Source organism: Sphingopyxis sp. GW821-FHT12C06, from assembly GCF_058807415.1.
Genome location: NZ_JBXAQR010000003.1, coordinates 417,962 through 441,848, shown reverse-complemented (window position 1 = coordinate 441,848; position 23,887 = coordinate 417,962). Strand labels below are relative to the sequence as shown.

General features: G+C 63.9%; 19 protein-coding genes. 12 read left to right on the top strand and 7 right to left on the bottom strand.

The window, feature by feature from the left end; all coding sequences use genetic code 11:
* Positions 1-212 precede the first annotated feature (212 nt).
* The 11 genes from AC1RRJ_RS11085 (at position 213) to AC1RRJ_RS11035 (ending at position 15,133) form a co-directional block, all read left to right on the top strand.
* Complete coding sequence (locus tag AC1RRJ_RS11085) at positions 213-2,402, top strand: polysaccharide lyase 6 family protein (RefSeq protein ID WP_493122565.1); 2,190 nt, start codon at positions 213-215, stop codon at positions 2,400-2,402.
* Positions 2,399-4,564, top strand: coding sequence for a heparinase II/III domain-containing protein (locus tag AC1RRJ_RS11080; protein WP_493122563.1), 2,166 nt, complete (start codon positions 2,399-2,401; stop codon positions 4,562-4,564). The genes AC1RRJ_RS11085 and AC1RRJ_RS11080 overlap by 4 nt, the downstream gene beginning before the upstream one ends.
* Complete coding sequence (locus AC1RRJ_RS11075) at positions 4,561-5,844, top strand: MFS transporter (RefSeq protein WP_493122561.1); 1,284 nt, start codon at positions 4,561-4,563, stop codon at positions 5,842-5,844. Before AC1RRJ_RS11080 ends, AC1RRJ_RS11075 begins: the two co-directional genes overlap by 4 nt.
* 12 nt (positions 5,845-5,856) lie before the next feature.
* Positions 5,857-6,609: an SDR family NAD(P)-dependent oxidoreductase gene (locus AC1RRJ_RS11070; RefSeq protein ID WP_493122559.1), complete on the top strand. Its 753-nt coding sequence runs from the start codon at positions 5,857-5,859 to the stop codon at positions 6,607-6,609.
* A 21-nt stretch (positions 6,610-6,630) separates the two neighbouring features.
* On the top strand, positions 6,631-7,470 hold the full coding sequence (locus tag AC1RRJ_RS11065; RefSeq protein ID WP_493122557.1) for a rhamnogalacturonan acetylesterase: 840 nt from the start codon (positions 6,631-6,633) through the stop codon (positions 7,468-7,470).
* Positions 7,471-7,590: 120 nt separating this feature from the next.
* On the top strand, positions 7,591-10,416 hold the full coding sequence (locus tag AC1RRJ_RS11060) for a TonB-dependent receptor (protein WP_493122555.1): 2,826 nt from the start codon (positions 7,591-7,593) through the stop codon (positions 10,414-10,416).
* A 7-nt stretch (positions 10,417-10,423) separates the two neighbouring features.
* On the top strand, positions 10,424-11,326 hold the full coding sequence (locus tag AC1RRJ_RS11055) for an alpha/beta hydrolase fold domain-containing protein (RefSeq protein ID WP_493122553.1): 903 nt from the start codon (positions 10,424-10,426) through the stop codon (positions 11,324-11,326).
* 83 nt (positions 11,327-11,409) lie between these two features.
* Positions 11,410-12,156: a FadR/GntR family transcriptional regulator gene (locus AC1RRJ_RS11050; protein WP_493122550.1), complete on the top strand. Its 747-nt coding sequence runs from the start codon at positions 11,410-11,412 to the stop codon at positions 12,154-12,156.
* Positions 12,157-12,175: 19 nt separating this feature from the next.
* Positions 12,176-12,967 carry a 2-keto-4-pentenoate hydratase gene (locus AC1RRJ_RS11045; RefSeq protein WP_493122548.1) on the top strand — a complete coding sequence of 264 codons (792 nt, stop codon included), beginning with the start codon at positions 12,176-12,178 and terminating at the stop codon, positions 12,965-12,967.
* Positions 12,964-13,983, top strand: coding sequence for a sugar kinase (locus AC1RRJ_RS11040; protein ID WP_493122546.1), 1,020 nt, complete (start codon positions 12,964-12,966; stop codon positions 13,981-13,983). Before AC1RRJ_RS11045 ends, AC1RRJ_RS11040 begins: the two co-directional genes overlap by 4 nt.
* Positions 13,984-14,149: 166 nt before the next feature.
* Positions 14,150-15,133, top strand: a complete 984-nt coding sequence (locus AC1RRJ_RS11035) for a GGDEF domain-containing protein (RefSeq protein ID WP_493122544.1) — start codon at positions 14,150-14,152, stop codon at positions 15,131-15,133.
* 84 nt (positions 15,134-15,217) lie between these two features.
* On the opposite strand, the gene AC1RRJ_RS11030 is transcribed toward AC1RRJ_RS11035, so the two are convergent.
* Together AC1RRJ_RS11030 and AC1RRJ_RS11025 are read right to left on the bottom strand one after the other, a co-directional pair.
* The gene (locus tag AC1RRJ_RS11030; protein WP_493122542.1) at positions 15,218-16,513 is read right to left on the bottom strand and encodes a sugar MFS transporter; all 1,296 of its coding nucleotides are present in this window, start codon (positions 16,511-16,513) and stop codon (positions 15,218-15,220) included.
* 113 nt (positions 16,514-16,626) lie between these two features.
* Positions 16,627-16,902 carry a hypothetical protein gene (locus AC1RRJ_RS11025; protein ID WP_493122540.1) on the bottom strand — a complete coding sequence of 92 codons (276 nt, stop codon included), beginning with the start codon at positions 16,900-16,902 and terminating at the stop codon, positions 16,627-16,629.
* 23 nt (positions 16,903-16,925) lie between these two features.
* On the opposite strand from AC1RRJ_RS11025, the gene AC1RRJ_RS11020 reads away from it, so the two are divergent.
* Positions 16,926-19,604 (top strand): TonB-dependent receptor, encoded by a 2,679-nt coding sequence (locus AC1RRJ_RS11020; RefSeq protein WP_493122538.1) that lies wholly within the window; start codon positions 16,926-16,928, stop codon positions 19,602-19,604.
* Positions 19,605-19,668: 64 nt separating this feature from the next.
* Here the strand turns inward: AC1RRJ_RS11020 and AC1RRJ_RS11015 are convergent, their stop codons facing one another.
* The 5 genes from AC1RRJ_RS11015 to AC1RRJ_RS10995 are packed head-to-tail and all read right to left on the bottom strand — an operon-like array spanning position 19,669 to position 23,882.
* The gene (locus AC1RRJ_RS11015) at positions 19,669-20,559 is read right to left on the bottom strand and encodes a class I SAM-dependent methyltransferase (protein WP_493122536.1); all 891 of its coding nucleotides are present in this window, start codon (positions 20,557-20,559) and stop codon (positions 19,669-19,671) included.
* Positions 20,552-21,949 (bottom strand): threonine synthase, encoded by a 1,398-nt coding sequence (gene thrC, locus AC1RRJ_RS11010; RefSeq protein ID WP_493122533.1) that lies wholly within the window; start codon positions 21,947-21,949, stop codon positions 20,552-20,554. The genes AC1RRJ_RS11015 and thrC overlap by 8 nt, the downstream gene beginning before the upstream one ends.
* Before the next feature lie 26 nt (positions 21,950-21,975).
* Positions 21,976-22,617: an SURF1 family protein gene (locus tag AC1RRJ_RS11005; RefSeq protein WP_493122532.1), complete on the bottom strand. Its 642-nt coding sequence runs from the start codon at positions 22,615-22,617 to the stop codon at positions 21,976-21,978.
* A complete protein-coding gene (locus tag AC1RRJ_RS11000; RefSeq protein ID WP_493122531.1) occupies positions 22,610-23,005 on the bottom strand; it encodes a DUF983 domain-containing protein in 396 nt (131 codons plus the stop codon). Before AC1RRJ_RS11000 ends, AC1RRJ_RS11005 begins: the two co-directional genes overlap by 8 nt.
* 1 nt (position 23,006) lies before the next feature.
* On the bottom strand, positions 23,007-23,882 hold the full coding sequence (locus tag AC1RRJ_RS10995) for a cytochrome c oxidase subunit 3 (RefSeq protein ID WP_493122530.1): 876 nt from the start codon (positions 23,880-23,882) through the stop codon (positions 23,007-23,009).
* Positions 23,883-23,887 lie beyond the last annotated feature (5 nt).

Genomic DNA, 23,887 nt, shown 5'->3' with positions numbered 1-23,887 from the left:
CCGCCCCCGGCCCCCGACCCGTTTCGCAACGATCCTGCGTCGGCCATTCGCGCCAGCGCGCCCCCTCGCCTATCTGTCATCTGAATTGGTTCGGAAGATCGCCTATCAAAGTGGGTTGATATCGTCATACCACTTGTATAGTCCAATGACGCATAAGACATTCCTCGGGAAGGGACGCTATGCTGCTGCGGACTGCTTTAACATTGGCGATCATGGCTTCGGCGGCCCACCCGGCGCTCGCCCGCGACATATTGGTCGCCGACCAGGCCCAGTTCAAAGCGGCGGTCAAGGCCGCGAAGGCAGGCGACTCGATCCTTCTCGCCGACGGCGAATGGCGCGACTTCCAGGCCGTGTTCACCGGCGAGGGCCGTGCCGGCAAGCCGATCACCCTCACCGTCCAGACCAAAGGCAAGGTCGTCCTGACCGGCCAGTCGAACCTCCGCCTCGGCGGACGCCATCTGGTCGTATCGGGCCTGATCTTCCGCAACGGCTTCAGCCCGACGAGCGAAGTGATTTCCTTCCGCCGCGATTCCAGGTCATTCGCGCAGGATTCGCGCGTCACCGAAGTCGTGATCGACGGTTACAGCAAGACCGATCGCCGCGCCGAGGATATGTGGGTTGCGCTCTACGGCACCGGCAACCGCGTCGACCATTCGCATTTCGAGGGCAAGACGAATGCGGGCGTCACCCTCGCGGTCATCCGCCGCGCCGGCCAGCCGCTCGATAACCGCCACCGCATCGACCATAATTATTTCGGCCCGCGCCCGCCACTGGGCTCGAACGGCGGCGAAACGATCCGCATCGGCACCAGCGAAGAATCGCTTTCGGCCTCCAACACGATCGTCGAACGCAATATTTTCGACCGCACCAGCGGTGAGGTCGAAATCGTGTCGGTCAAGTCGGGCGGCAATATCCTGCGCGAAAACCTCGTCCTCGCGTCGCAAGGCGCCTTTGTGCTGCGCCACGGAAACGGCAATCTGGTCGAGCGTAACATCTTCTTCGGAAACAACGTCCCCGACAGCGGTGGCGTCCGCATCATCAACCGCGACCAGGTCGTCCGCGACAATTATTTCGAGGGCCTCGCAGGTAAGGATTTAAAGAGCGCAATCAGTGTGATGAACGGTGTTCCTGACTCCGTGATCAACCGCTATCATCAAGTCGCCAACGCCGTGATCGAGCGCAATTCGATCGTCGACAGCGCGCGCATCACCTTTGCCGCAGGCGCCGACGCCGAACGCTCGGCGTCGCCTGTCGGCAGCCGTTTCAGCCACAATCTGATCGCGGGCGTGAACGGCAGCGACCCGTTTCGCGCAGACGGGGACATCGCCGGCATCGCGCTGGCGAGCAATGTCGAGGCCAAAGTCGCCAGGCCCCTGCTGACCAGCGGCGTCGAACAGCGCGACATTGCGCTCGTCCGCGCAGCGAACGGCCTGCTCTATCCGACCGACGACGCACTCGCGAATGTTGGCGCGCCGCGCGATCTGATGCCGGTAAAGCGCGCAGAGGTCGGCGCACCCTGGTATCGGTCGACCACTGCCGAAGCCGCTTTCGGCGCCGGCCGCACCATCCCCCTCGCCCCGGCGGCGTCGCTGGCCGAGGCGATCGGCGCTTCACAGGCCGGCGATACACTGGCACTCGCGCCCGGCGCATATGACGTCATGGCCCCGGTTGCGGTCCATCATCGCCTGACCATCGCAGGCCAGAAGGATGAGAAAACCGTGCTGCACCTCGCCGAAGGCGGATTCGCGCGAATTGCGGCCGGCGGCGGTCTCCGCCTCGAGAATGTCGCGATCGACGCAAGCGCAGCACACACCGACGCAGCGCTCGTTGCGGTCGAAGCGGGTGCCGCACCCAATTACAATATTGCAATGCAAGGCGTCACGGTACGCGGTCCCGGTGCGAAAGCGCGGCTCGACGGCATCGTCATGGCGCCCGGCACCTTCGCCGATGCGATCGACATCACCGGCAGCCGCTTTGCCGATATGGCGGGCGCGGTCGTCCTCGGCACCGGCGAGCAAGCGCCCAAGGGCTGGTATCCGGTCGAGCGGCTGACGATCGCCGACAGCCATTTCGCGCGCGTCGGCATGGTCGCCGACCTGCTGCGCAAGGGCAGCGACGAGAGCACCTTTGGCCCGTGGTTTGCGATGAGCGGATCGCAGGTCATCGACAGCGGCGCCGACGGTGCGTCGCTGCGCCTGACGGGTGTTCAGCACGCCGCGATCACCGGCAATGACTTCACCCGTTCGGCGCCCGTCGCAGTGGTCCATTCGGTCGGCACCCCCGACACACGCATCGCCAAAAACCGCTTTATCGCGACCCCCGAGCCCCGGATCGAGGAACTCGCCTATAAGGGGCCGGTCCGCGCAAACCTGTCAGACAATATCGTGGAGGCCCGCCCGTGACCCGCACCCTCGCCCTTTTGCTCGCCGCCGGCGCGGCAACGCTTGCCATGCCCGCACCGGCGCAGACGCCCCCGGCGACCGCACAGAAGCTGCGCTCGCCGCCGTTCGCGGCCGAGGTCGAGCGCGCGCAAGCAAGCGTCGACGCCTCGATCCGCGCCGGCATTCATGTTCCGGTCCCCAAGGATCCGGGCGGCGGCGTCACCCACGAACAGCATAAGCGCAACTATCGCACTATCTTCGAAGGCGGCCAGTTGTACCGCCTGACCGGCGATGTCCGCTACCGCGACCACGTCCGCGACCTGCTGCTCGCCTATGCCGACCTTTATCCCAAGCTCGGCCCCCACCCCGCCGCCGCCAATCAGATACCCGGCCGGCTGTTCTGGCAGAGTCTGAACGACAGCGTGTTCCTCGTGAATGCGGCGCAGGGCTATGGCGCGATCCGCGACGCGCTCTCTCCGGCCGACCGCGCGCGCATCGACGACAATGTGATCCGCCCGATGGCGCGCTTCCTGTCCGACGGCTCGCCCGAGGTGATCAATCGCATCCACAATCATGCGACCTGGGCGGCAGCCGGCGTCGGCCTTTCGGGCTATTTGCTCGGCGACCGCGATCTCGTCGACAAGGCGCTGCTGGGGCTCGACAAGAGCGGCAAGGCGGGCTTTCTGCGCCAGCTCGACCTGCTCTTTTCGCCCGACGGCTATTATGCCGAAGGCCCCTATTATCAACGCTATGCACTGCAACCTTTTGTCGTGTTCGCATCTGCAATCGCGGCGAACGACCCCGATCGCAAAATTTTCGAATATCGCGACGGCATCGTCCTGAAGGCCGTGCGCGCCGCGATCGACGTCACCCACGACGGCTATTTCCTGCCGCTCAACGACGCGATGCCCGACAAGAGCCTGCGCACCGAAGAACTCTACCACGCGGTCGCTATTGCCTATGCCGCGACGAAAGATCCCAGCTTCCTGTCGATCGCCGACTGGCAAGGCCGCACGGTGCTCACGCCCGCGGGTGAAGCGCTTGCGGCCGACCTCGCGGCGAGTAAACAAAAGCCTTGGCCATTCGCCTCGCGCCTGTTCGGCGACGGCCCTGACGGCAAGCAGGGCGCGCTCGTCCTTTTGCGTAGCAAGCCCGATGCGACAGGGCCGCTGCTTGTCGCGAAGAACAGCGTGCAAGGCATGGGGCATGGCCATTTCGACCGGCTCGGCTGGCTCTATTATGACGAGACCGGCGCGGTCGTGACCGACTATGGCGCCGCGCGCTTCCTGAACGTCGAAGCGAAGCGCGGCGGACGCTACCTGCCCGAAAACGACAGTTGGGCGAGTACGACGGTCGCGCACAACACTCTTGTTGTCGATGAACAAAGCCACTTCGCAGGCAACTGGAAAACAGGCGAAAAATATCCGACGCAGCAGCTCGCTACCGCACTCGACGGTCCGACGCGCTATTCGATCGCCGAGATTGGCACTGCGTACAAGGATGTACGCTTCCGCCGCGCGCTGCTGCTCCTCGACGTCCCTGGCCTCGCCAATCCGCTGACGCTCGACCTGCTTCGCGCATCAAGCGGCACCAGGCACCGCTACGACCTGCCGCTCCATTTTTCGGGGCACATCATCGACAGCGACATCGCCTTTGCCCGCAACCTCGCCGAACGGCCGGTGCTGGGGAAAGCCAATGGCTATCAGCATCTGTGGGTCGATGGCGAAGGAACGAAGGCGGGCAAGGCGCGGCTCACCTGGATGCAGGGAAGCCGCTTCTACAGCTATCATATGGCGCCGCCCGCGGGCGCGCGCTTCATCGTTGCCGAAAGCGGCGCAAATGATCCCGAGTTCAACCTGCGCCGCGAACCCGCGCTGATCCAGCGCGTCGATGGCGCCGGCGACGCGACGTTCGTCAGCCTGCTCGAACCGCATGGCGAATATGACGCGTCGGCCGAAACCACCGTCGCCAGCAGCGCGCGGGTCAGCGCGCTCGAACAGCGCCGCGAAGGCACCGCCGACCTGATCCTCGTCACATTGATCGACGGGCGGCGCCTCGCGATTGCCGTCGCCGACGATGTCGCGGCGGGCACAAAGCATAGCGTGACGGTCGATGGACGCGCGCTCGCGTGGACCGGCCCCGTCGGCCGCTTTGACCTCGCCAAAACCGGAGCGAAGAAATGAGCAATATCAAGGGGCGCTTCCGCTGGTGCGTCATCGGGCTGATCGGCCTGGCGACCGTCATCAACTATATCGACCGCAACGCGCTCGCCGTGATGTGGCCCGAAGTGTCGAAGGACATCGGCGCCACCAAGGAAGATTATGCGCTGCTGGTGACGATCTTCATGATCTTCTACGCCTTCGGCCAGTCGCTCTTCGGGCGAATCTTCGACGCCATCGGCACGCGGATGGGCTTTGCCCTCTCGATCATCGTCTGGTCGCTGTCGATCGCGGCGCACGCCCTCGTCCGTTCGCTGCCGCTGCTCACCGTCCTGCGCGCGACGCTCGGCGTCAGCGAAGCGGGCAACTGGCCCGGCGCGACCAAGGCCAATGCGCTGTGGTTCCCGTCGCGCGAGCGTGCGCTGGCGCAGGGCATCTTCAACGCCGGCGCGTCGCTCGGCGGCATCGTCTCTGCCCCGCTCGTCGCGCTGCTCTTCGTCTATTTCGGCTGGCGCGGGACCTTCCTCGTCATCGGCATATTGGGCTTTCTGTGGCTGCTGCCCTGGCTCTGGTTCTACAAGGCCGATCCCGAAAAGCACCCGGGTCTGAGCGAGGAAGAGCGCGAATATATTCTGACCGGTCGCACCGAGGCGGGCCGCGATGAAGGGCGCCGTATCCCGCTCGGCGAACTGCTGCGCTATCGCCAGAGCTGGGGCGTCATCCTGTCGCGCTTCTTCCTCGACCCCGTGTGGTGGCTCTTCGTATCGTGGCTGCCGATCTATCTCGCCGAAACCTTTGGCTTCGACGTCAAGCAGATCGGCATGTTCGCCTGGGTTCCCTTCGTCGGCGCCATGATCGGCAGCCTGTTCGGCGGCTGGCTGTCGGGACGGATCATCACCGCGGGCGGCGGCGTTCACAAGGCGCGGACGCTGACCATCGCCATCGGCTGCGCGATCATGCTGCCGGCATTGCTGTTCACGATGGGCGCCGATGATCCGCTGACCGCGGTGCTGCTGATCGCGTGCATCCTGTTCGGGTTCCAGATGGCGATCGGCAACATCCAGACGCTGCCAAGCGACTATTTCGGCGGCGGCGCGGTCGGCAGCCTCGCGGGGATCAGCGGCACTGCCGCGGTCGCCGGGACGCTGATCACCACCTGGCTCGTCCCCGTGCTCACCAAGACGAGCTACGCGCCGATCTTCGCGCTGAGCGCGGCGATCGTGCCCATCTCGTTCCTCTGTTTCTGGCTGGTCGGCGGTCGCGTCGAACCGGTCACCACCACCCCCTCTAACACCCAAAAATAAGGAAAAAACAGAATGACTCTCCAGGGCAAAACTGCACTCGTCACCGGCGGCGGACGCGATATCGGCCGCTCGGTCTCGATCGCCCTCGCCCGCGCCGGCGCGCGCGTCGCGATCAACTATAACAGCGGCCGCGAAGCCGCCGAGGAAACGCTGGCGACGATCAAGGCCGCCGGCGGCGACGCCTTCCTGATCCAGGCCGACGTCACCGACAGCGCCGCGGTCAAAACGATGCTCGAAGAAGTCGGCGTCGCGTTCAGCGGCCGGCTCGACATTCTCGTCAACCTTGCGGGCGGCATGGTCGCACGCAAGACGCTGAGCGAAATGGACGAAGCCTTTTTCGACCATGTCATGACGCTGAACCTGAAATCGGTCTTCCTCGTCCTTCAGGCGGCCCAGCCGTTCCTTGGCGAGGGTTCGTCGGTGGTCAACGTGTCGTCGCAGGCCGGACGCGACGGCGGTGGCCCCGGCGCTTCGGTCTATGCGACGGCGAAGGGCGCGCTGATGACCTATACCCGCTCGCTGGCGAAGGAGCTCGGGCCGCAGGGCATCCGCGTCAACGCCGTTTGCCCGGGCCTGATCGGCACCAGCTTCCACGACATCTTCTCGAAGCCCGAAGGCCGCGCCGCCACCGCGGGCAACACCCCGCTGCGCCGCGAAGGCCATCCCGACGAGGTCGCCGAAACCATCGTCTATCTCGCGTCGCCGGCCGCCAGCTTCCTCGCCGGGGTCTGCCTCGACGTGAACGGCGGACTCTATTTTTCCTGATCGCATTTAAGGGAGAGGATTATGCGCCGGCTTCTTACCGGGGTCATGGCCGCTGCACTTGCAAGCGGCGCGCAGGCACAGGAGGGCGAGCGCAGCGATGCGCCGCCCCTTCTGCCCTACAAAGTCATTCTGGTCGGCGATTCGACGATGGCGCCGCACAGCGGCTGGGGCGGTGCCTTTTGCGCACAGCATGTGAAATCGTCGGTCGCGTGCCTGAACACAGGGCGCGGCGGACGCAGCACACGCAGCTATCGCCAGGAAGGCGGATGGGACATCGTCCTCGCGGAGGCGGGCGTGCCCGGTTATCGCGAAACCTATGTCCTCATCCAGTTCGGGCATAATGACCAGTCGACCAAACCCGAACGCCGGACGGACGAGAAAACCGAATTTCCCGCCAATTTGCGCCGCTTCGTCGAAGAGGTCCGCGCCAAGGGCGCAATCCCCGTTCTCGTCACTCCGCTGACCCGGCGCGAGTTCAAGGACGGCAAGCTCAAGAACAGCCTCTCCAGCTGGTCCGATCAGGTGCGCGGCGTTGCGAAGGCGCTCGACGTGCCGCTGGTCGACCTCAACGCGCTCAGCGCGGCGCAGGTGCAGGAAATGGGCGCCGAGATGGCCACCAAGCTCGCGCAGGAAGCGCCTACCCCCGAGGAACTGGCCGCCGCGCGCGCCGGAACCACGCTAACCGCGCGTCCTGCGCCACCTGCTCCGCCGCCGATCGAAGGCGATGGTCCGCGCGGCCAGGTCACCAGCAAGTTCGATTACACCCATGTGGGGAGCATCGGCGCAGAGGTGACCGCACGGCTGGTGACGCAGGGGCTCGCCCGCGTGGCGCCAGGGCTGCGCAGCCAGCTGGTCCGTTAGACGGTACGCTGGATTGCGCCATTGGTTAGTCCAATTTGATAGACACAATTGTTGACAATTTTGTTACGATGCTCAAGTGAATTGGTCAGAACAGATTCGTTTGACCAGGGAGAGACCGAAGTGAATTCTCAGAACCAGACCCGCGTCCGCGCGCTGCGCGCCGCCTTCCTGACCGGCGCGGGATCGACGCTGTTGCTCGTCGCCGTGCCCGCCGTGGCGCAGGACAGCGCCGCCGCCGACATTGCCGCCCCGAGCGACGAGGGCGACGAAATCGTCGTCAGCGGCATCCGCGCGACGATTCAGGATTCGATCAACGTCAAGCGGCAGGAAACCGCGATCGTCGACGCGCTGTCGGCCGACGACATCGGCGACCTTCCCGCGCTTTCGGTTGGCCAGGCGATCCAGACGATTACCGGCGCAACCACCCACCGCGAAAAGGGCGACGCGTCCGAAATCGCGCTGCGCGGCCTCGGGCCCTTCCTTTCGAACGCAACCTTCAACGGCCGCGACGCATCGAACGGCAGCGGCGACCGCTCGGTCAATTTCAACCAGTTCCCCTCGGAGCTGGTGAACAACATCAAAATCTACAAGACGCAGCAGGCCAGCCTCGTTGAAGGCGGCGTCGCCGGAACGATCGAAATCGGTACGCTGCGCCCGCTCGACTTCGGCAAGCGCCGGCTGCAGGGCGAGGTCAAGGCCCAGTACAACCCTTATGGTGACCGTATCGTTGGCGGATCGGGCGGCGTGGGCTGGCGCGGGACGGTGAGCTATGTCGACCAGTTCGCGAACGATACGATCGGCATCGCAATCGGCGCCCAGCGCAACGACAGCAACAACCCCGAAGAAACCTATGCAGCGAGCAGCACCTGGACCGCAATCCGTGACGGCAATGCCGCCGACGCGCCCTTCTACCTCGTCCCCAACGCCTATACCTTCCGCCAGATCAGCGAGACCGACAAGCGCGATGCGGTGTTCGGTTCGATCCAGTGGCGTCCCTCGGACCAGTTCAACATCAACCTCGATGTCCAGTATTCGGACCGCACCTATGTCGAGAGCCGCCGCGACCTCAACCTGTCAGAGGGCCGCAATGCCCTGACCAACGTCGAATATGACGAAAATGGCATCGTGCAGCGGCTGAACGGCCGGAGCGCGCTCGAGTCCAACGGGTCCGAACTGTCGCGCTCGGAAGAGTATCTGGGCGGCGGCCTGTCGATCGAATGGAAGCCGAACGATCGCCTGACGCTGACGGCCGACGGCAGCTATTCACGGACCATTCGCACCGAGGTCGAGCGCAACGTCCGTTTGCGCACCGATCCGATGGACGTCAACGGCGTGCGCACCGTGTTCAACGACATGCGCATCCCCTATACCTATGAAATCAAGCCGGGCAGCTTCGTCCCGACGATCACCATCGATCCGCGCTTCGACCTCAACAACCATGATCTCTTCTGGGACGACGCGCGCCTGCGCCGCGACGAAGTGCGCCGCCACAACGAAATTTTCGCGGGCCGGTTCGATGCCGCTTATGAAATGGACGGCTTCTTCAGCAACATATCGGCCGGTGCCCGCTGGTCGCAGCTGACCTACCGCGACTATGACGTCCGCAACGGCGACTTCAACTACAACCCGGCAATGAGCGAGGACCGCCGGATCAACAATCTGTGCCGCCAGGCCTTCCCGCAGACCGATTATCTGTCGGCAGCCAAGGGCAATGGCATCAACAGCTGGGCGACCTTCGACGTCGATTGCCTGTTCCGCGAATATATGGGGACCGAAGACCCCGGCAACCTCGCCGACACGCGCTCGGACGCAAACCGCGACGTCACCGAACGAACCCTCGCCGGCTATGTGATGGCAGAATATGACGCTGATCTGGGCAATATGCCCGTACGCGGCAACTTCGGCGTCCGCGTCGTCAACACGCGCGTCGTGTCCGACGGTCTGCGCAGCGGCCTCAATGTCGTAACCGATCCCGTCAGCGGCAACATTCAGCTCGTCAGCTCCGGCGAATTCGACACGGTGACGATCAAAAGCAGCAGCACGCGTGTACTGCCCAGCATCAACGCGATCTTCGAAGTTGCACCTGACACCCAAGTGCGCCTCGCAGGCTATCGGGCGATGTCGCGCCCGAACCCCAGTGCGCTCGGCGCCGGCCGCCGCTTCACGCTTGAGGACGGCACGGATTTCAATTCGATCGAAGATGCGATCAAAAACATCACTGCGACGGGCAGCCCGGGGCTGAAGCCGCTGATGTCGTGGAATGCCGACGCTGCGATCGAATGGTATCCGAACAAGGACAGCCTGCTGTCAGCGACCGTCTATTACAAGCAGTTCAGCGGCGGCTTCCAGCCAGTCGTCTATGACGAGACATTCACGATCGACGGGCAACAGATCACCGTTCCGGTGACCCAGACGCGCAACAGCCCCGACAAGTCGCGCATCTACGGCCTCGAACTGACCGCGGCGACGCGCTTCAGCTTCCTGCCCAAGCCGCTCGACGGCCTCGGTGCGAAGGTCAGCTATAATTATGCCGACTCCAATTTCGAGACTCAGGACATTCGCCTTGGCGACATCTACAATCCCGAGACCGACACGGTGACGCCGGGGATCATCCCCCCCGCCAATATCTCGGGCTATTCGAAGCATGTGCTGTCGGCGCAGGCCTATTACGAGATCGGCCCGGTGTCGTTGCAGGCGATCTACAATTATCGTTCGAAATATTTCCAGGACTTCGTCGGCGGCAACAGCCAGCTGCGCTATGTCGGGCCCAGCGAAACCGTCGATTTCCGCGCTTCGCTCAACCTGATGAAAGGCGTGTCGCTCCGCTTCGAGGCGCTCAACCTCTTCAACGAACCGAAGTCGACCTATATGCCGGTATATGGAAGCAGCCGTCAGTATCACTATTATGGCGCGAAATATTTCATCGGCATCCGGGCGCGGATCTAGGCGCGCGATGCAAGGATCCGTTCTTGGTCCGATCGTGGCGGCGGCCTTGCTGGCAACAGCATCGCCTGCCACCGCATCGGACGAGGCGGGCCCGGCGCGGATCGCCAGAGACCTTCCCTATCTGACGATCGCAGGCAAACCGCTCCACCTCGACGTCTATGTCCACCCCGCTGCGGCCAAAGCCCCCACCCCCGTCCTGATCCATTTTCACGGCGGCGGCTGGGCGCGCGGCGCGCGGCCCGAGAGCTGGACAGGCTTTCGTCCCTATCTCGCTGCGGGCATGTCGGTGGTGACCGTCCAATATCGCCTCGCCGGCGAAGCGCGCGCGCCCGCCGCGGTGCAGGACGCGCGCTGCGCGCTCCACTGGATCGGCGCGAATGCAGCGGAATTCGGCTTCGACGCCAGCCGCATCATCATCTCGGGAACTTCGGCGGGCGGGCATCTGGCGCTGATGGCCGGGCTGCTCCCGGCCGGCAATGATATCGACCTCGACGCCTGCAAAGGCGGGCCCAAGGCAGCGGCTATCCTCGACTTTTTTGGCCCCACCGACCTGACGGCGAATGGCACCGACCCGCGCCACCCAACGATCGCAAGCTGGATCGGCGGCGGGGCGGGAGCGGAGGCTCTCGCACACCAGATGTCGCCGGTCACATGGCTTACGCCTGCCAATCCGCCGATCTTCATCGCGCATGGCGATGCCGACCCCATCGTTCCGATCGCCCAGTCGATCGACCTGAAACGGCAGCTCGATGCGCTGTCGGTACCGTCCGATCTTTTCATCGCCGCCGGCGGCGGTCACGGAAAATTCTCGCGCGAACAGCATTCGGCGATGATGAAACGCGCTATCGGCTTTCTGTGCAGCCGGAAGCTGCTTGAAGCACACGCATGCGAAGTCCCGGAGAGAATATGAATTTCACCTTCGTCATGGGCTTCAAACTTGTCATACCTGATTGTATGGACTCCCCAGTACATATGTGGGGAGATGACTAAACCATGGCCGAACGCCGCCTTTTTGAGGATGTCGCCGACACGATCCGGCGCCTGATTCTCGACGGAACCTATCCGCCGGGGACCCGGTTGCCCGGCGAACGCGAATTGTCGGAGCGGTTCGAGGTCAGCCGCGTGACGATCCGCGAGGCTGAAATCGCGCTGCAAGCGACGGGCTGGATCCACATTCGCACCGGCGCCGGCGCCTATGTCCAGCCGCATCTTCCGGGCGACAATGCCCTCCTCCCCTCGGTCAGCGCGTTCGAGCTTACCGAAGCGCGCTCGCTGTTCGAGGCCGAAGCCGCCGCGCTCGCCGCGCCGACAATCTCGGCCGAAACGCTCGAAAAGCTCGAAACCCTGCTGGAAGCGATGGCCGACACCAGCGCCAGCGAGGACGAGATTAACGCGATCGATCGTGAATTTCACATGACGATCGCCGCCGCCTCGAACAACAAGGCGATCATCCATGTGATCGAAAGCCTGTGGCGGATGCGGCTGGAATTGCCCGAGGTACAGCACAGCCATGCAATGGTATGCCAAAAGGACGGCAGCGTGCGCCAGGCCGAACATGCCGATGTCGTCGAGGCACTGCGCAATCGCGACGGCGCCGGCGCGCGACTGGCGATGCGCAAGCATTTCAACCGCCTGATCGAATCGATGCTCGACGAAACCGAAGAGCGCGCGCTCGTCGACCTGCGCCGCCGCGCCGCCGAAAGCCGCGAACGCTATCTGCTCAGCGCCAAGCTCGCCTGATGTCCGGAGATTTTTTCGCATGAGCGCGTCCTCCAACGCGCAGAACATTGTCGCTGCGCTCCTCGAGGCCCGCCTGTCCGGCCGGGCGCTGCCGGCTTTCCCTGCCCCCGTCCCCGCCACCCTCGCAGAGGCCTATGCGATCCAGCACAAGCTGCGCGCCGCGCTTGGCCGGCCGGTGTCCGGATGGAAGCTCGGGCGCGTTCCACCGCCCCTCGTCGCCTTGCTCGACGCGACGCGGCTCGCGGGGCCGGTTTTATATTGCGCCGATCCCCATGCCGAGAATCCCGGCGAAGCGCGTATCTTCGCCGGCGGCGCCAGCGCGATCGAGATCGAGGTGATGCTCCGCCTGCGCAGCGTCCCCGGTCACCGCATCGACAGCGACGACGAGGCGCGGACCTATATCGACGTGGTCCGCGCGGGATTCGAGGTCGCCAGTTCACCTGCGCCCGACGTCTTCGAGCACAGCCCCTTCAGCATCATCGCCGATGTCGGCATCAACAACGGCCTGCTCCTCGGCCCGCAGATCGACCTTGCGGGCTTCGACGAGATCGAGGTTTCGACCGAGATCGACGGCGTGCATGTCGGGACCGGACGGCCGTCAGGCGTGCTCGATGGTCCGCTTGGCGCGCTACGCTTCCTCGTCGAGCTTCATCATGACGGCGTGATCACGCTCGAGCCCGGGCAATGGATCTCGGCCGGGGCGATCACCGGCGTCCATCCGATCGCACCCGGACAGACCGCCACGGCGCGCTTCGGAACCGACGTCCGCATCGCTTGCACCACCATTCCCGACACTGGATACCCACGATGACCTCGCCCACCAAAACCATCGCCTGCTTCGGCGAAACCGTTCTGCGTCTGGCCGTGCCCGCCGGCGAGTTTCCGCTGCAATCGCCACGCCTCGACGCCTATGTCGGCGGCGCCGAAACCAATGTTGCGGTCGCTCTTTCGGCGCTCGGCCATCCGGTGCGGATGCTTGGCGCCGTTCCCGAAGGGCCGATCGGGGACGCCGCGGCCAGCGAATTGCGCCGCCACGGTGTCGACGCTTCGCACATGCTGCGCCCCACCGGACGCATGGGCCTTTATTACCACCTGCCCGGCGGCGCGATGCGCCCCGCCGAAGTCGTCTATGACCGTGCCGATTCGGCCTTTGCCGCGGCGAAAGCCGACGACTGGCGTTGGAACGAACTGCTCGCCGGGGCCGACTGGCTGCACGTCTCGGGCGTGACCCCCGCGCTCGGCCCGCAAAGCGCGGAAGCGACGCTGGCGGCGGTGCGCGCCGCACGCGCTGCCGGCATCCGCATTTCGTTCGACGGCAATTGGCGCGGACGCCTGTGGAGCCGCTGGAACAGCGACCCCGCGGCGACCCTCCGCCCGATCGTCGCCGAAGCCGATGTTCTTTTCGGCAACCACCGCGACGCGACGCTGCTGCTCGGCCGCGATTTTTCGGGCGATGGTCCCGACCGGCGCCGCGACGCCGCGCTGGCGCTCCTCGACGCCTTTCCGAAGCTCGAAACCGTCGCGTCGACCGCCCGGCATATCGTCGAGCCGACGAAGCATCAGATCGTTGCACGCATCGATCGCCGCGACGACTGCGCCCAGACCGAAACGGCCGAAATCGCGCCCATCATCGACCGGATCGGCACCGGTGACGCCTTTGCGGCGGGCGTAATCGACGGCCTTTTGACCACCGAAACATTGGCCGCCGCCGTGCAGCGCGGACTGGCGCTGGCGGCGCTAAAGCACGGACTGCAGGGCGATTTCGCACCCTTCGCACGCCACATGGTCGAAAGCGTTTCGTTCACCGCAGCCGACGTTGCCCGCTAGCATCGCTTAAACCTGCCTCCCAGCGCCCGTTAATGGTCGCATGACCACAAATGCAACATCTCGCGAGCCGGTAGGGCGGCTCCTGGATTGGCTGGGGCTTCGAAACCCACGAAGCGATGCCCCGACAGACGAACCGCCACCCGACCCGCGCCAGGCCAGGCACGCGTTGGCGCAGGCGATCGCGTCCTTCCTGATCGATCATGATCTGGACGTGTCGCCCGCCAATCTGTCGCTGGCACACGCGGCCTTTTCCGGCGCTAATCCCCAACTCGCGCGCAAGATCGCAATGCGGGCGCAATCGGGGGAGGTGATCACCCAGACCTGGTTGAACGAACTCGCGGCCAGCGACGGCGCCATGCCCGATCAGGCCGATCTCGACCGGTTGATCGCGCGGCTCGAAAGCAATCTCGACACATTTTCCACCCACACCAAAGCGGCCCGCACAGTCGCGCACGATTATGGATCCGAACTCGAACAGCATGTCGTCGACCTCGAACAGGTCCAGAAAACCGGTCAGCTCGTCACCAACCTCGCCGGGCTCGCCCGCGCGATGCTCGAACGGACGCGCAAGGCCGAAAATGATATGCGCAAAAGCGAGGATGAAGCCAAGGCGCTACGCCGCAGCCTCGCCCGCGCCAAACGCGACGCCGAAATCGATTATCTGACTGGCCTGCCCAACCGACGTGCTTTTGAAATCCTGCTCGAACATCATTATGCCGAGGCGAAGTCGGAGTGCGAAGCGCTGAGCGTCGCCTTTTGCGACATCGACGAGTTTAAAAAAATCAACGATCTCCACGGACATGAGGCGGGCGACCGGGTGATCAAGCTGATCGCCGACACGCTGGCGAAAATATCCGATGATCATTGTCATGTCGCGCGGCACGGCGGCGAGGAATTCGTCATGCTGTTCCGCGGCCTGCCGCCGGCCGACGCCGCGCAGCGGCTCGACGCGGCGCGCGACAGCCTCGCCGAGCGCAGGCTGATCAACCGCAAGACCGACGAGCCGTTCGGCCAGATCACCTTCTCCGGCGGGGTCGCCGACGTCTTTGGCTATGGCGAGGCGCGCGCCGCGCTGAAAGCCGCCGACGATGCGCTGTACCGCGCCAAGGAAAGCGGGCGGAACCGCATCGAGCTGGCGACCCCGGCCTAAGTTGTCGCTTTTTCCGTGAGGGGGCGGGAGCGCCGCGGGCGATCACTCAGACAAGAGCGATCGCCCGCGGCTATCCGTGTGCGCTCAGACCGCCGGGCGCCGGGCGTAGAAGCCGAACCCTGCGATGACGGCATAGCAGAGTGCCGGGAGCAACAGCGCCGTGGCGAGGCTCCCCGTGAGATCGGCAATCGCACCGGTCGCAAGCGGCACCACCGCCCCGCCAAAGATGGCGACGTTGATGATTCCCGACCCGTCGGCAGCACGGCTGCCGAGCTTTTCGGACGCGAGGCTGAAGATCGTCGGGAACATGATCGAATTCATCAGGCCGATTGCGAGCAGACTATAACCCGAAACGACGCCGACCGTATTGGTCGAGATCAGAATCAGGCTGATCGCACCGCCCGCGACGACGGCGAGGAGCTTGCCGGGGCTGATCAGACGCATCAGGCCCGAACCAATGAACCGGCCGATCATGGCGCCGCCCCAATAGAGGCCGATCAGCTTGCCCGCGGCCTGTTCAGGAAGCGCCATCACGCCCGGCTGCATAAGATAGCTGACAATCAGCGACCCGATCGACACCTCCGCCCCGACATAGAGGAAAATGCACAGAGCGCCGAAGCCGAAGCGCGGACGCTTCAGCAAATCAAGGCCGGCAAGCCCGGCGCTCGCCTCGTGCCGTTCACCCTGCAAGCGATTGCGAAACAGCCACACCGCACCGGCAACCACCGCCAGCGCCACCGCAATGCCCAAATAGCCGTGCACGATCGCCTGGCTTTCAGCGGTACGATAGGCGTCGAGTTCGGCGCCCGACAACTGGTCGGCGCTGACGGTCGCAAGGCTACCGAGAATCAGCACCGAACCGACGATCGGAAAAATGGTGGTGCCCAGTGAATTAAATGCCTGCGCAAAAGTCAGGCGGCTGTGCGCCGTCTCGGGCTTTCCAAGCATGGAAATCAGCGGGTTGGATACGACCTGGACGATCACAACGCCGCTCGCCAGCACGAACAGCGCCAGCAGGAACAGGCCATAGACCGCGTTCTGCGAGGCCGGGATGAAGAGCAGACAGCCGACCATCATCGTCAGCAATCCCGCAACCGCACCGCGCATATAACCGATTTTCTTGACCAGTTTCGCACCGGGAATGCCGATCACCAGATAGGCGGTGAAAAAACAGAATTGAACCAGCATCGCCTGGGTATAATTGAGCGTAAAAAGTTCTTTCAGCTTCGGAATGATCACATCGTTGAGCGACGTGATTCCGCCAAAAATGAAGAACAGCCCCATGACGAACAGGCGCAGTTCGGGTGCATCGACATGCGTCCCGCCGCCTTCGCCAACGGCCGCATCGCCGCGCGGCGCAATCTCTGGCGCAAGTGCCATTTTTCTCTCCCCAATGATTGGCTTGTGCCATCCCGTATTGGGGTCTGATCATTTTGCCGCGGGCGGGCAAGACAGATTATCGCCGATGGCTTCGACATTCGTATGCATCAACGTCACCGCCAGCCCCTTGTCGCCATGGGGGCCACTACCGGAAACCCAGGAAGCGCGAATTTGACCACAGCGGACAAGTTGGCAGAATCCACAGCGACTGCCGCGATCAAGGGCATGTCCTTTGAATCCTCAGGATACATACCAATTGAGTACCAATTTTCGATTTGGCTGATTTCCGGGACGAAACCGCTGATCGACACATCGGAAATGGTCTCAATATTGACTTGCAGGGCAAGATTGTTATGACTTATACATAACCAATCAAGACCAATGCACATAAACCGATCTTTGGGAGGGTCACATGCTAAAATCAAAAGGACTTTTTGCGACTGCAAGCATCATCGCCTACGCGACGTGCCTGTCGCCCGCCATGGCGCAGGATAGTGAAACAGCCGCCGCCGACGAGATCGTCGTCACCGGCTTTCGCGCTTCGGTTGCACAATCGATCGATGCCAAGCGCAACCTCGCCGTCATCGCCGATGTGGTGACCGCCGAGGATATCGGCAAATTCCCCGACAAGAATGTCGCCGAAGCACTCCAGCGCGTTCCCGGCATCGTCGTCAACCGCGAGTTTGGCGAGGGCGAGCGCGTCTCGCTGCGCGGCACCGCGCCCAACCTTACCAAGACTTTGCTCAACGGCCATTCGGTCGCCACCGCCGACTGGTTCATCCTCGATCAGGTCGCCTCGACCCGCAGCTTCAACTATCTGACGCTGCCCGCCGAGATCGTCGGCCGGCTGGAAGTGTACAAGAGCCCGCAGGCCGATGTGGAGGAAGGCGGCGTCGGCGGGACGATCAACGTCCTCACCCGCAACCCGCTCGACCTCGATCCATTCACCGTGTCGGTCTCCGCACAGGCTGCCTATTCCGACCTGTCGGGCAAGGTCGATCCGCAGGTTTCGGGACTGGTCAGCTGGAAAAATGCCGACGAAACTTTCGGCGTCCTGGTCGGCGCCATCTACCAGAAGCGCCGCACGCGCCGCGACGGAATGGAGATTTTCGGTTATCGCTCCGCCCCCGTCGGCGGCGGACAAAGCGCGCTGGTTCCAACACTGATCGGTTCGACGATGTTCGAACAGGATCGCGAGCGCTACGGCGCCAACATCGGCATCCAGTTCCGCCCGTCGGACAAACTCGAAATTAATATCACCGGGCTCTATTCGCGCTTCAACGCCGACAACTTCAACCAGAATTATATCGCCTGGGGCGAGCAGGCACTCTTCCCTGGCAACGGTCCCGCCGGCACAATCACCAACGCAGTGATCGAGGATGGTGTTGCTGTCGCCGGCACCATCGCCTCGGCGAATGGCGGCACCACAGGCTTCGGCGTCGTCTATGACGCCATCGATCGTCAAGCGGTCGCCAAGACCGTTTCGGCCGATTTCGATCTGACCTATCGCCCCACCGATACGCTGATGGTCCATTTCAAGGCCGGCTGGACCAAGGCGAACGGCGACACGAGCAACGAGAATTTCATGGAATTCGCCGGGCCAGGCCGGTTCAGCTATGATTTGCGCAGCGGCCGCCCCGAAGTCAGCTTTGCCAGCCCCGACCCACTCAATCCCGCCGGCGGCATTCGCCCCGACTTTGCGCGCATCCAGTCGGTGACGAATGATGACGAAGAGAAATATTTCTATCTCGATATCGAGAAAGAGGTCGAATGGGGCCCGATGACCGCGCTGAAATTCGGCGTCAAATATACCGATCATGACCGCGTTGCCGAACGCTTCGCCACCAACGGCGGCGTCTTCACACCCAGCATCCGCTGCGGCAGCGTCGCCTGCACGGCGGTCGATTACGCGACCGGCGGAGGGATGCCCGGTGACTTCCTCGACAATATCGCGGCGCCCGGCACGCTGACCGACTACTGGCGCGTCGATCCCGCGAAGCTGCGCGCAATCTATGGTGCGCAAAGCGGGCCGGCGACCGATCGGTTCCTCGTCCCCGGGAACAGCTATTCGATCAACGAGAAAGCCTATGGCGGCTATGGTCTCGCCAAATTCGGCGGCGACGGCTGGCGCGGCAATGTCGGCGTCCGTGTGATCCGTACCGACCAGACCTCCGAAGGCTTTATCATCGGCGGCGCGAACCCCGAATTCACCAATCCCTTTGGCGGTTTCACGCCGAGCACCGCAAAGCGATCCTACACCGATGTCCTGCCGAGCGCGAACCTGTCGGTGGATCTGTCGGACAAGATCGTGCTGCGTTTCGGCGCGGGTAAAACAGTGACGCGTCCCGACTTCGTCGACATCACCCCGGGGGTCGACCTCAACGGCACTCTGCTGACCGGGCGCGGCGGCGACCCGAACCTCGATCCCTATCGCGCCAACCAATATGATTTGTCACTCGAATGGTATCCCGATCGCGAGACGATCGTCGCGGTCGCGCTCTTCTACAAGGATATCCAGTCGTACATCGTCAACACGACCTCGACCGAAATCCTGCCGGGCGTGTTCGTGCCCGGATCGCAGCCCGGCGGCTGCATCGCGGCGGGGGGAAGCAATCCAAATCTGTTCAACTGCCCCTATCAGATCAATCGCCGCAGCAACGGCGACGGCGGTCGCAACCAGGGCTTTGAATTCCAGGTTTCGCGCCCGATTTGGGGCGGCTTCGGCGCGGTGGTCAACTATACCTATTCGGATGCCCAAGCGAATAATGGCGACCCCATCCCGGGCAATTCGAAGCATTCGCTCAACCTGACGGGCTATTATGAAAACGACCTGCTCAGCGCGCGCGTGTCGTATAATTACCGGTCGAAATTCTTCATGGACATCGACCGTTCGGCGCCGCTCAACCAGGCCTCGCTCGCCTCGCTCGATGCATCGGTCAGCGTCAACGTGACCGACAATATCGCGCTCACCGCCGAGGCGGTGAACCTGACCAATGAATCGATCGAGCAATATTCCGGAACCACCTCGCGGCCGCGCGCAATTTTCGACAACGGCCGCCAATTCTACGCCGGTGTCCGAGCAAAATTCTAACTCTGGGCGCAGAGGCCGTATCAGTCCCCTCGGGGGCTGATACGGTGCCTCCGCAAATCGCCGTTCAGCGGCTCCAGCGCGCGAAGATCGCGGTCGGCAGCAACAGCCCCCTCGCCTCCTCGCGCACCGCCAGCTCACCACATTCGATCGTCCCCGGCAGGTCCGCGAACAGCTGGTTCAGTAACTCACCAATCGCCAGCGCCGACATGCGCACCGCATAAACGGTCAGGAACAAAGCCCGGCTGTCGGCATCGAGCAGTTTGCGGCAGTCGGCGAGCAAAGGCGCGAGCCCCTCCTCGAGCTGCCAGCGCTCGCCATCGGGACCGCGACCGAATTTGGGCGGGTCGAGCAAGATCGCATCGTAATGTTTTTCGCGCCGCACTTCGCGCGCCGTGAACTTGCCGGCATCGTCGACAATCCAGCGGATCGGCTTGTCGTCATGCCCCGCCAGCGCAGCATTCTCACGCGCCTGCGACACCGACTTTTTCGACGCGTCAACATGGGTCACCGACGCCCCCGCGGCGGCGAGCGCCTGGCTGCCGACGCCGGTATAGCCGAACAGGTTCAGAAACGCCGGATCGGGCTTGCCGGCGATGCGTTCGCGCAGCCAGTCCCACACCGGCGCCATGTCGGGAAAGAAGCCCAGATGGCGAAAGGGCGTGCAGCTCGCGGTGAAGCGCGTCTCGCGCCAGCCGAGCGGCCAGCCCTCGGTCGGCACCGGTTTGTTATAGTACCAGCGGCCGCCGCCATCATCGTCGGACGCGGGGATGAATTCGCCATCAGCGGCTTCCCAATCCGCCGCGGGCAGCGCGGGCGCCCACATCGCCTGCGGTTCGGGGCGGATGAAGCGAAAGCGACCATAGCGCTCGAGCTTGCGCCCGCCGCCGCTATCGACCAGCCCATAATCGTCCCACGCCTCACCAATCAGCGTCTGGATGGGCTGAAGCTCAGCCACGGGCGACGGTCGCCAGGATATGCGCCTTCACTATGTCATAGTCGCCCGGCAGACGCTCGTAACGCTCTTCGCGCTCGAACAAATTGCCAAGCCGCGCGGGAAGCGGCGGCCGCACCCCGGTCGCACGCTCGACCGCTTCGCGGAACTTTGCGGGATGCGCGGTTGCCAGCGTGACGATCGGTACATCAGCCTCGATGTCGAGCGTGCGCGCCGCGGCAAGCCCGACCGCGCTATGCGGATCGATGATCTGGCCGCCATGTTCCTGCGCCCAGCGCAGCGCGAGCGCCATCGCATCGCCGTCGATGCTGGCGCTTGAGAACAAGCCGCGCGATCCAGCGAGCATATCGCCGGGGATCGTCATCGCGCGGTTTGCGTCGAAATCGCCCATCATGCCGGTGATCGCCGCGCCGTCGCGGCCGGCGAGATCGAAAAGCAAGCGTTCGAAATTGCTGCTGACCTGAATGTCCATGCTCGGGGTCGCGGTCGCGGTGACCGTCCCGGCGCTATAGTCGCCGCTGGTCAGCGCGCGGTGGAGAATGTCGTTGACGTTGGTCGCGACGACCAGCCGCGCGATCGGCAGCCCCATTTGCGCCGCAACATAGCCCGCGAACACATCGCCGAAATTGCCCGTGGGAACGCTGAACGCGACCTTGCGATCGGGTCCGCCCAGCCGCACGGCGGCGTAGAAATAATAGACGACCTGCGCCATCAGCCGCGCCCAGTTGATGCTGTTTACGGCGGAGAGGGTGAGCTGATCGCGCGCCTCGGCATCGCCGAACAGCCGCTTCACCATCGCCTGCGCGTCGTCGAAGCTGCCGTCGATCGCGATATTATAGACGTTGGGCGCGAGCACCGTTGTCATCTGGCGCCGCTGGACGTCGCTGACCCGGCCTTCGGGATGGAGCATGAAGATGCGGATATGCTCGCGGCCCGCCACCGCCTCGATCGCCGCCGATCCGGTGTCGCCCGACGTCGCCCCGACGATCGTGATGTCGGTCTCGCCCCCGCTCAGGAATTTCTCGAACAGCTGGCCGAGCAGTTGCAGCGCGACGTCCTTGAACGCCAGCGTCGGGCCGTGGAAGAGTTCGAGCAGCCAATGGCGATGATCGAGCTGGACCAGCGGGGTCACCGCGTCGTGCCCGAAGCGGCCATAGGCCGCTTTGCACAGCTCGCGCAGTTCGTCCTCGTTCAGCGCGCCCGCGACGAAGGGCGTCATCACCCGCACCGCGGTTTCGACATAGTCGAGCCCCGCGAGCGCGCGGATCTCGTCCTGCGTCATTTGCGGCCAGCGCGCCGGCACATAGAGGCCGCCGTCGTTCGCCAGTCCGGCAAGCGTTGCGGCACGAAAGTCGAGGGTCGGCGCGGAGCCGCGGGTGCTGATATATTCCATGACGAAACGCGCCTAGCGGCGACAAGTCACGGCTGCAAGCGGCGGCGAACAGCGAGGGCGTATATGACGAGCGCGGCGAGCGCGAACAGGAACCATTGCCCGGCATAGGCGAGGTGGTTGTTCGGCGTATCGGCGGCCGATGGCACCGCGCTGGCACGCAGCCCCGGAAGAGGCTTGTCGGCGATCAACATCGCGCGTGCAGGCACCGCCTTGCCTGTCATCCGCTGGATCAGCGACGGCTGTTCGGGACCGGGAACAATCGTCCCCGCCACCGTTCCGCCGCTCCATTTGGGCGGGGTGAAATCGTCGGTGATGCCGACATCGACGAGCACGCCCGGCCCTTCGGCCCCGGTGCGGCAGTCGGCGATCATCCGAAAGCCCGCCTGCCCCTTCGCGTCGCTGCCGCTCCGCGGGTCCCAGCGCACCGGCTCGAGACAGACGACGCTGCTCTTGCGATAGAGCAGCGCATCGGGAACCGGGGGAAGGTCAGGATAGGCGACGGTCGCCGACATCGCCATGTTACGCTGATAGAGCGCGATCAGCGCTTCCTTCTCGGCTTTGCGCTGCAATTGCCAGACACCGAGCGCGACCATGATCGCCACGGCGGCCAGAACCAGGATCGTCGGGACCAGCGGCCAGCGACGGGAAACAACGGTCGGGTCAGTCATGCTCATCCTCCACGCGGCGCCCCTCGGCCGCCTGCCGTTGATGTTCGCTGGCGAGTAGCGCCGCCTTGGCGATACGCAGTCCATAGATCACCGCCGCGGCGGTCAATGGAACCCACAGCAGAATATGCACCCACAGAGGCGGCGCCAAGACCGAATCGAGCGTCAGCGCCAGCACGATCAGCAAGGCGCCGATGATCAGCGTCAGGAATGCGGCAGGGCCGTCGCCGACATTGTAGCGGCCATAGTCGAGCCCGCACGTTTCGCAGCGCTCGCGAAACTGCACCGGCCCGTCGAACAGGCCCGGCGCTCCGCATTCGGGACAAAGGCCAAAAAGGGCGGCACGCCAGACCGGCGGCCGCCCCTTTGGAGTTGGATTGTCTTGCGACAATTTAGTGTGCGGCGACAGGTGCGCCCCAGCCACCCCAGATGTAGACGATGATGAAGAGGAACAGCCACACCACGTCGACGAAGTGCCAGTACCATGCAGCGGCTTCGAAACCGAAATGCTGCTTGGGCGTGAAGTGGCCCTTATAGGTGCGCACGAGGCAGACGATCAGGAAGATCGTGCCGACGAGCACGTGGAAGCCATGGAAGCCGGTCGCCATATAGAAGGCCGAGCTATAGTTGGTCTGACCGAACGGGAACGGCGCGTGCATATATTCATATGCCTGGATCGTTGAGAAAACGACGCCAAGAATGATCGTCAGCCACAGGCCCTTCTTCAGGCCTTCGCGGTCACCGTGGATCAGCGAATGATGCGCCCAGGTGATCGTCGTGCCCGAGCAGAGCAGGATCAGCGTATTGAGCAGCGGCAGCGTGAAGCCGTCGATAACTTCGATGCCCTTCGGCGGCCATTGCGTGATCGCAGCAGCGCCATCCTGGCCGAACAGCGACGTCACCGCGCCGTCAACGACCTCGATCGGCACGGGGAACAGCGAGAAATCGAACCAGGCCCAGAACCAGCCAACGAAGAACATCACTTCCGACGCGATGAACAGGATCATGCCGTAACGCATGTGAAGCTGGACGACCGGAGTATGGTCGCCCGCATGGGCTTCGTTGATGACGTCCGACCACCAGCTGAAGAAGGTGCCGATGACGCCCATCAGGCCCAGGCCGAGCACCCATTTGCCGATACCGCCGAAATGATCCGCGTGCATCGACATCACGAGCCCGAAGAACATCACCAGTGCGGACACCGAACCGATCAGCGGCCATACGCTGGGGTTTACCAGGTGATAATCATGATGTTTGGCACCAGCCATGTCAC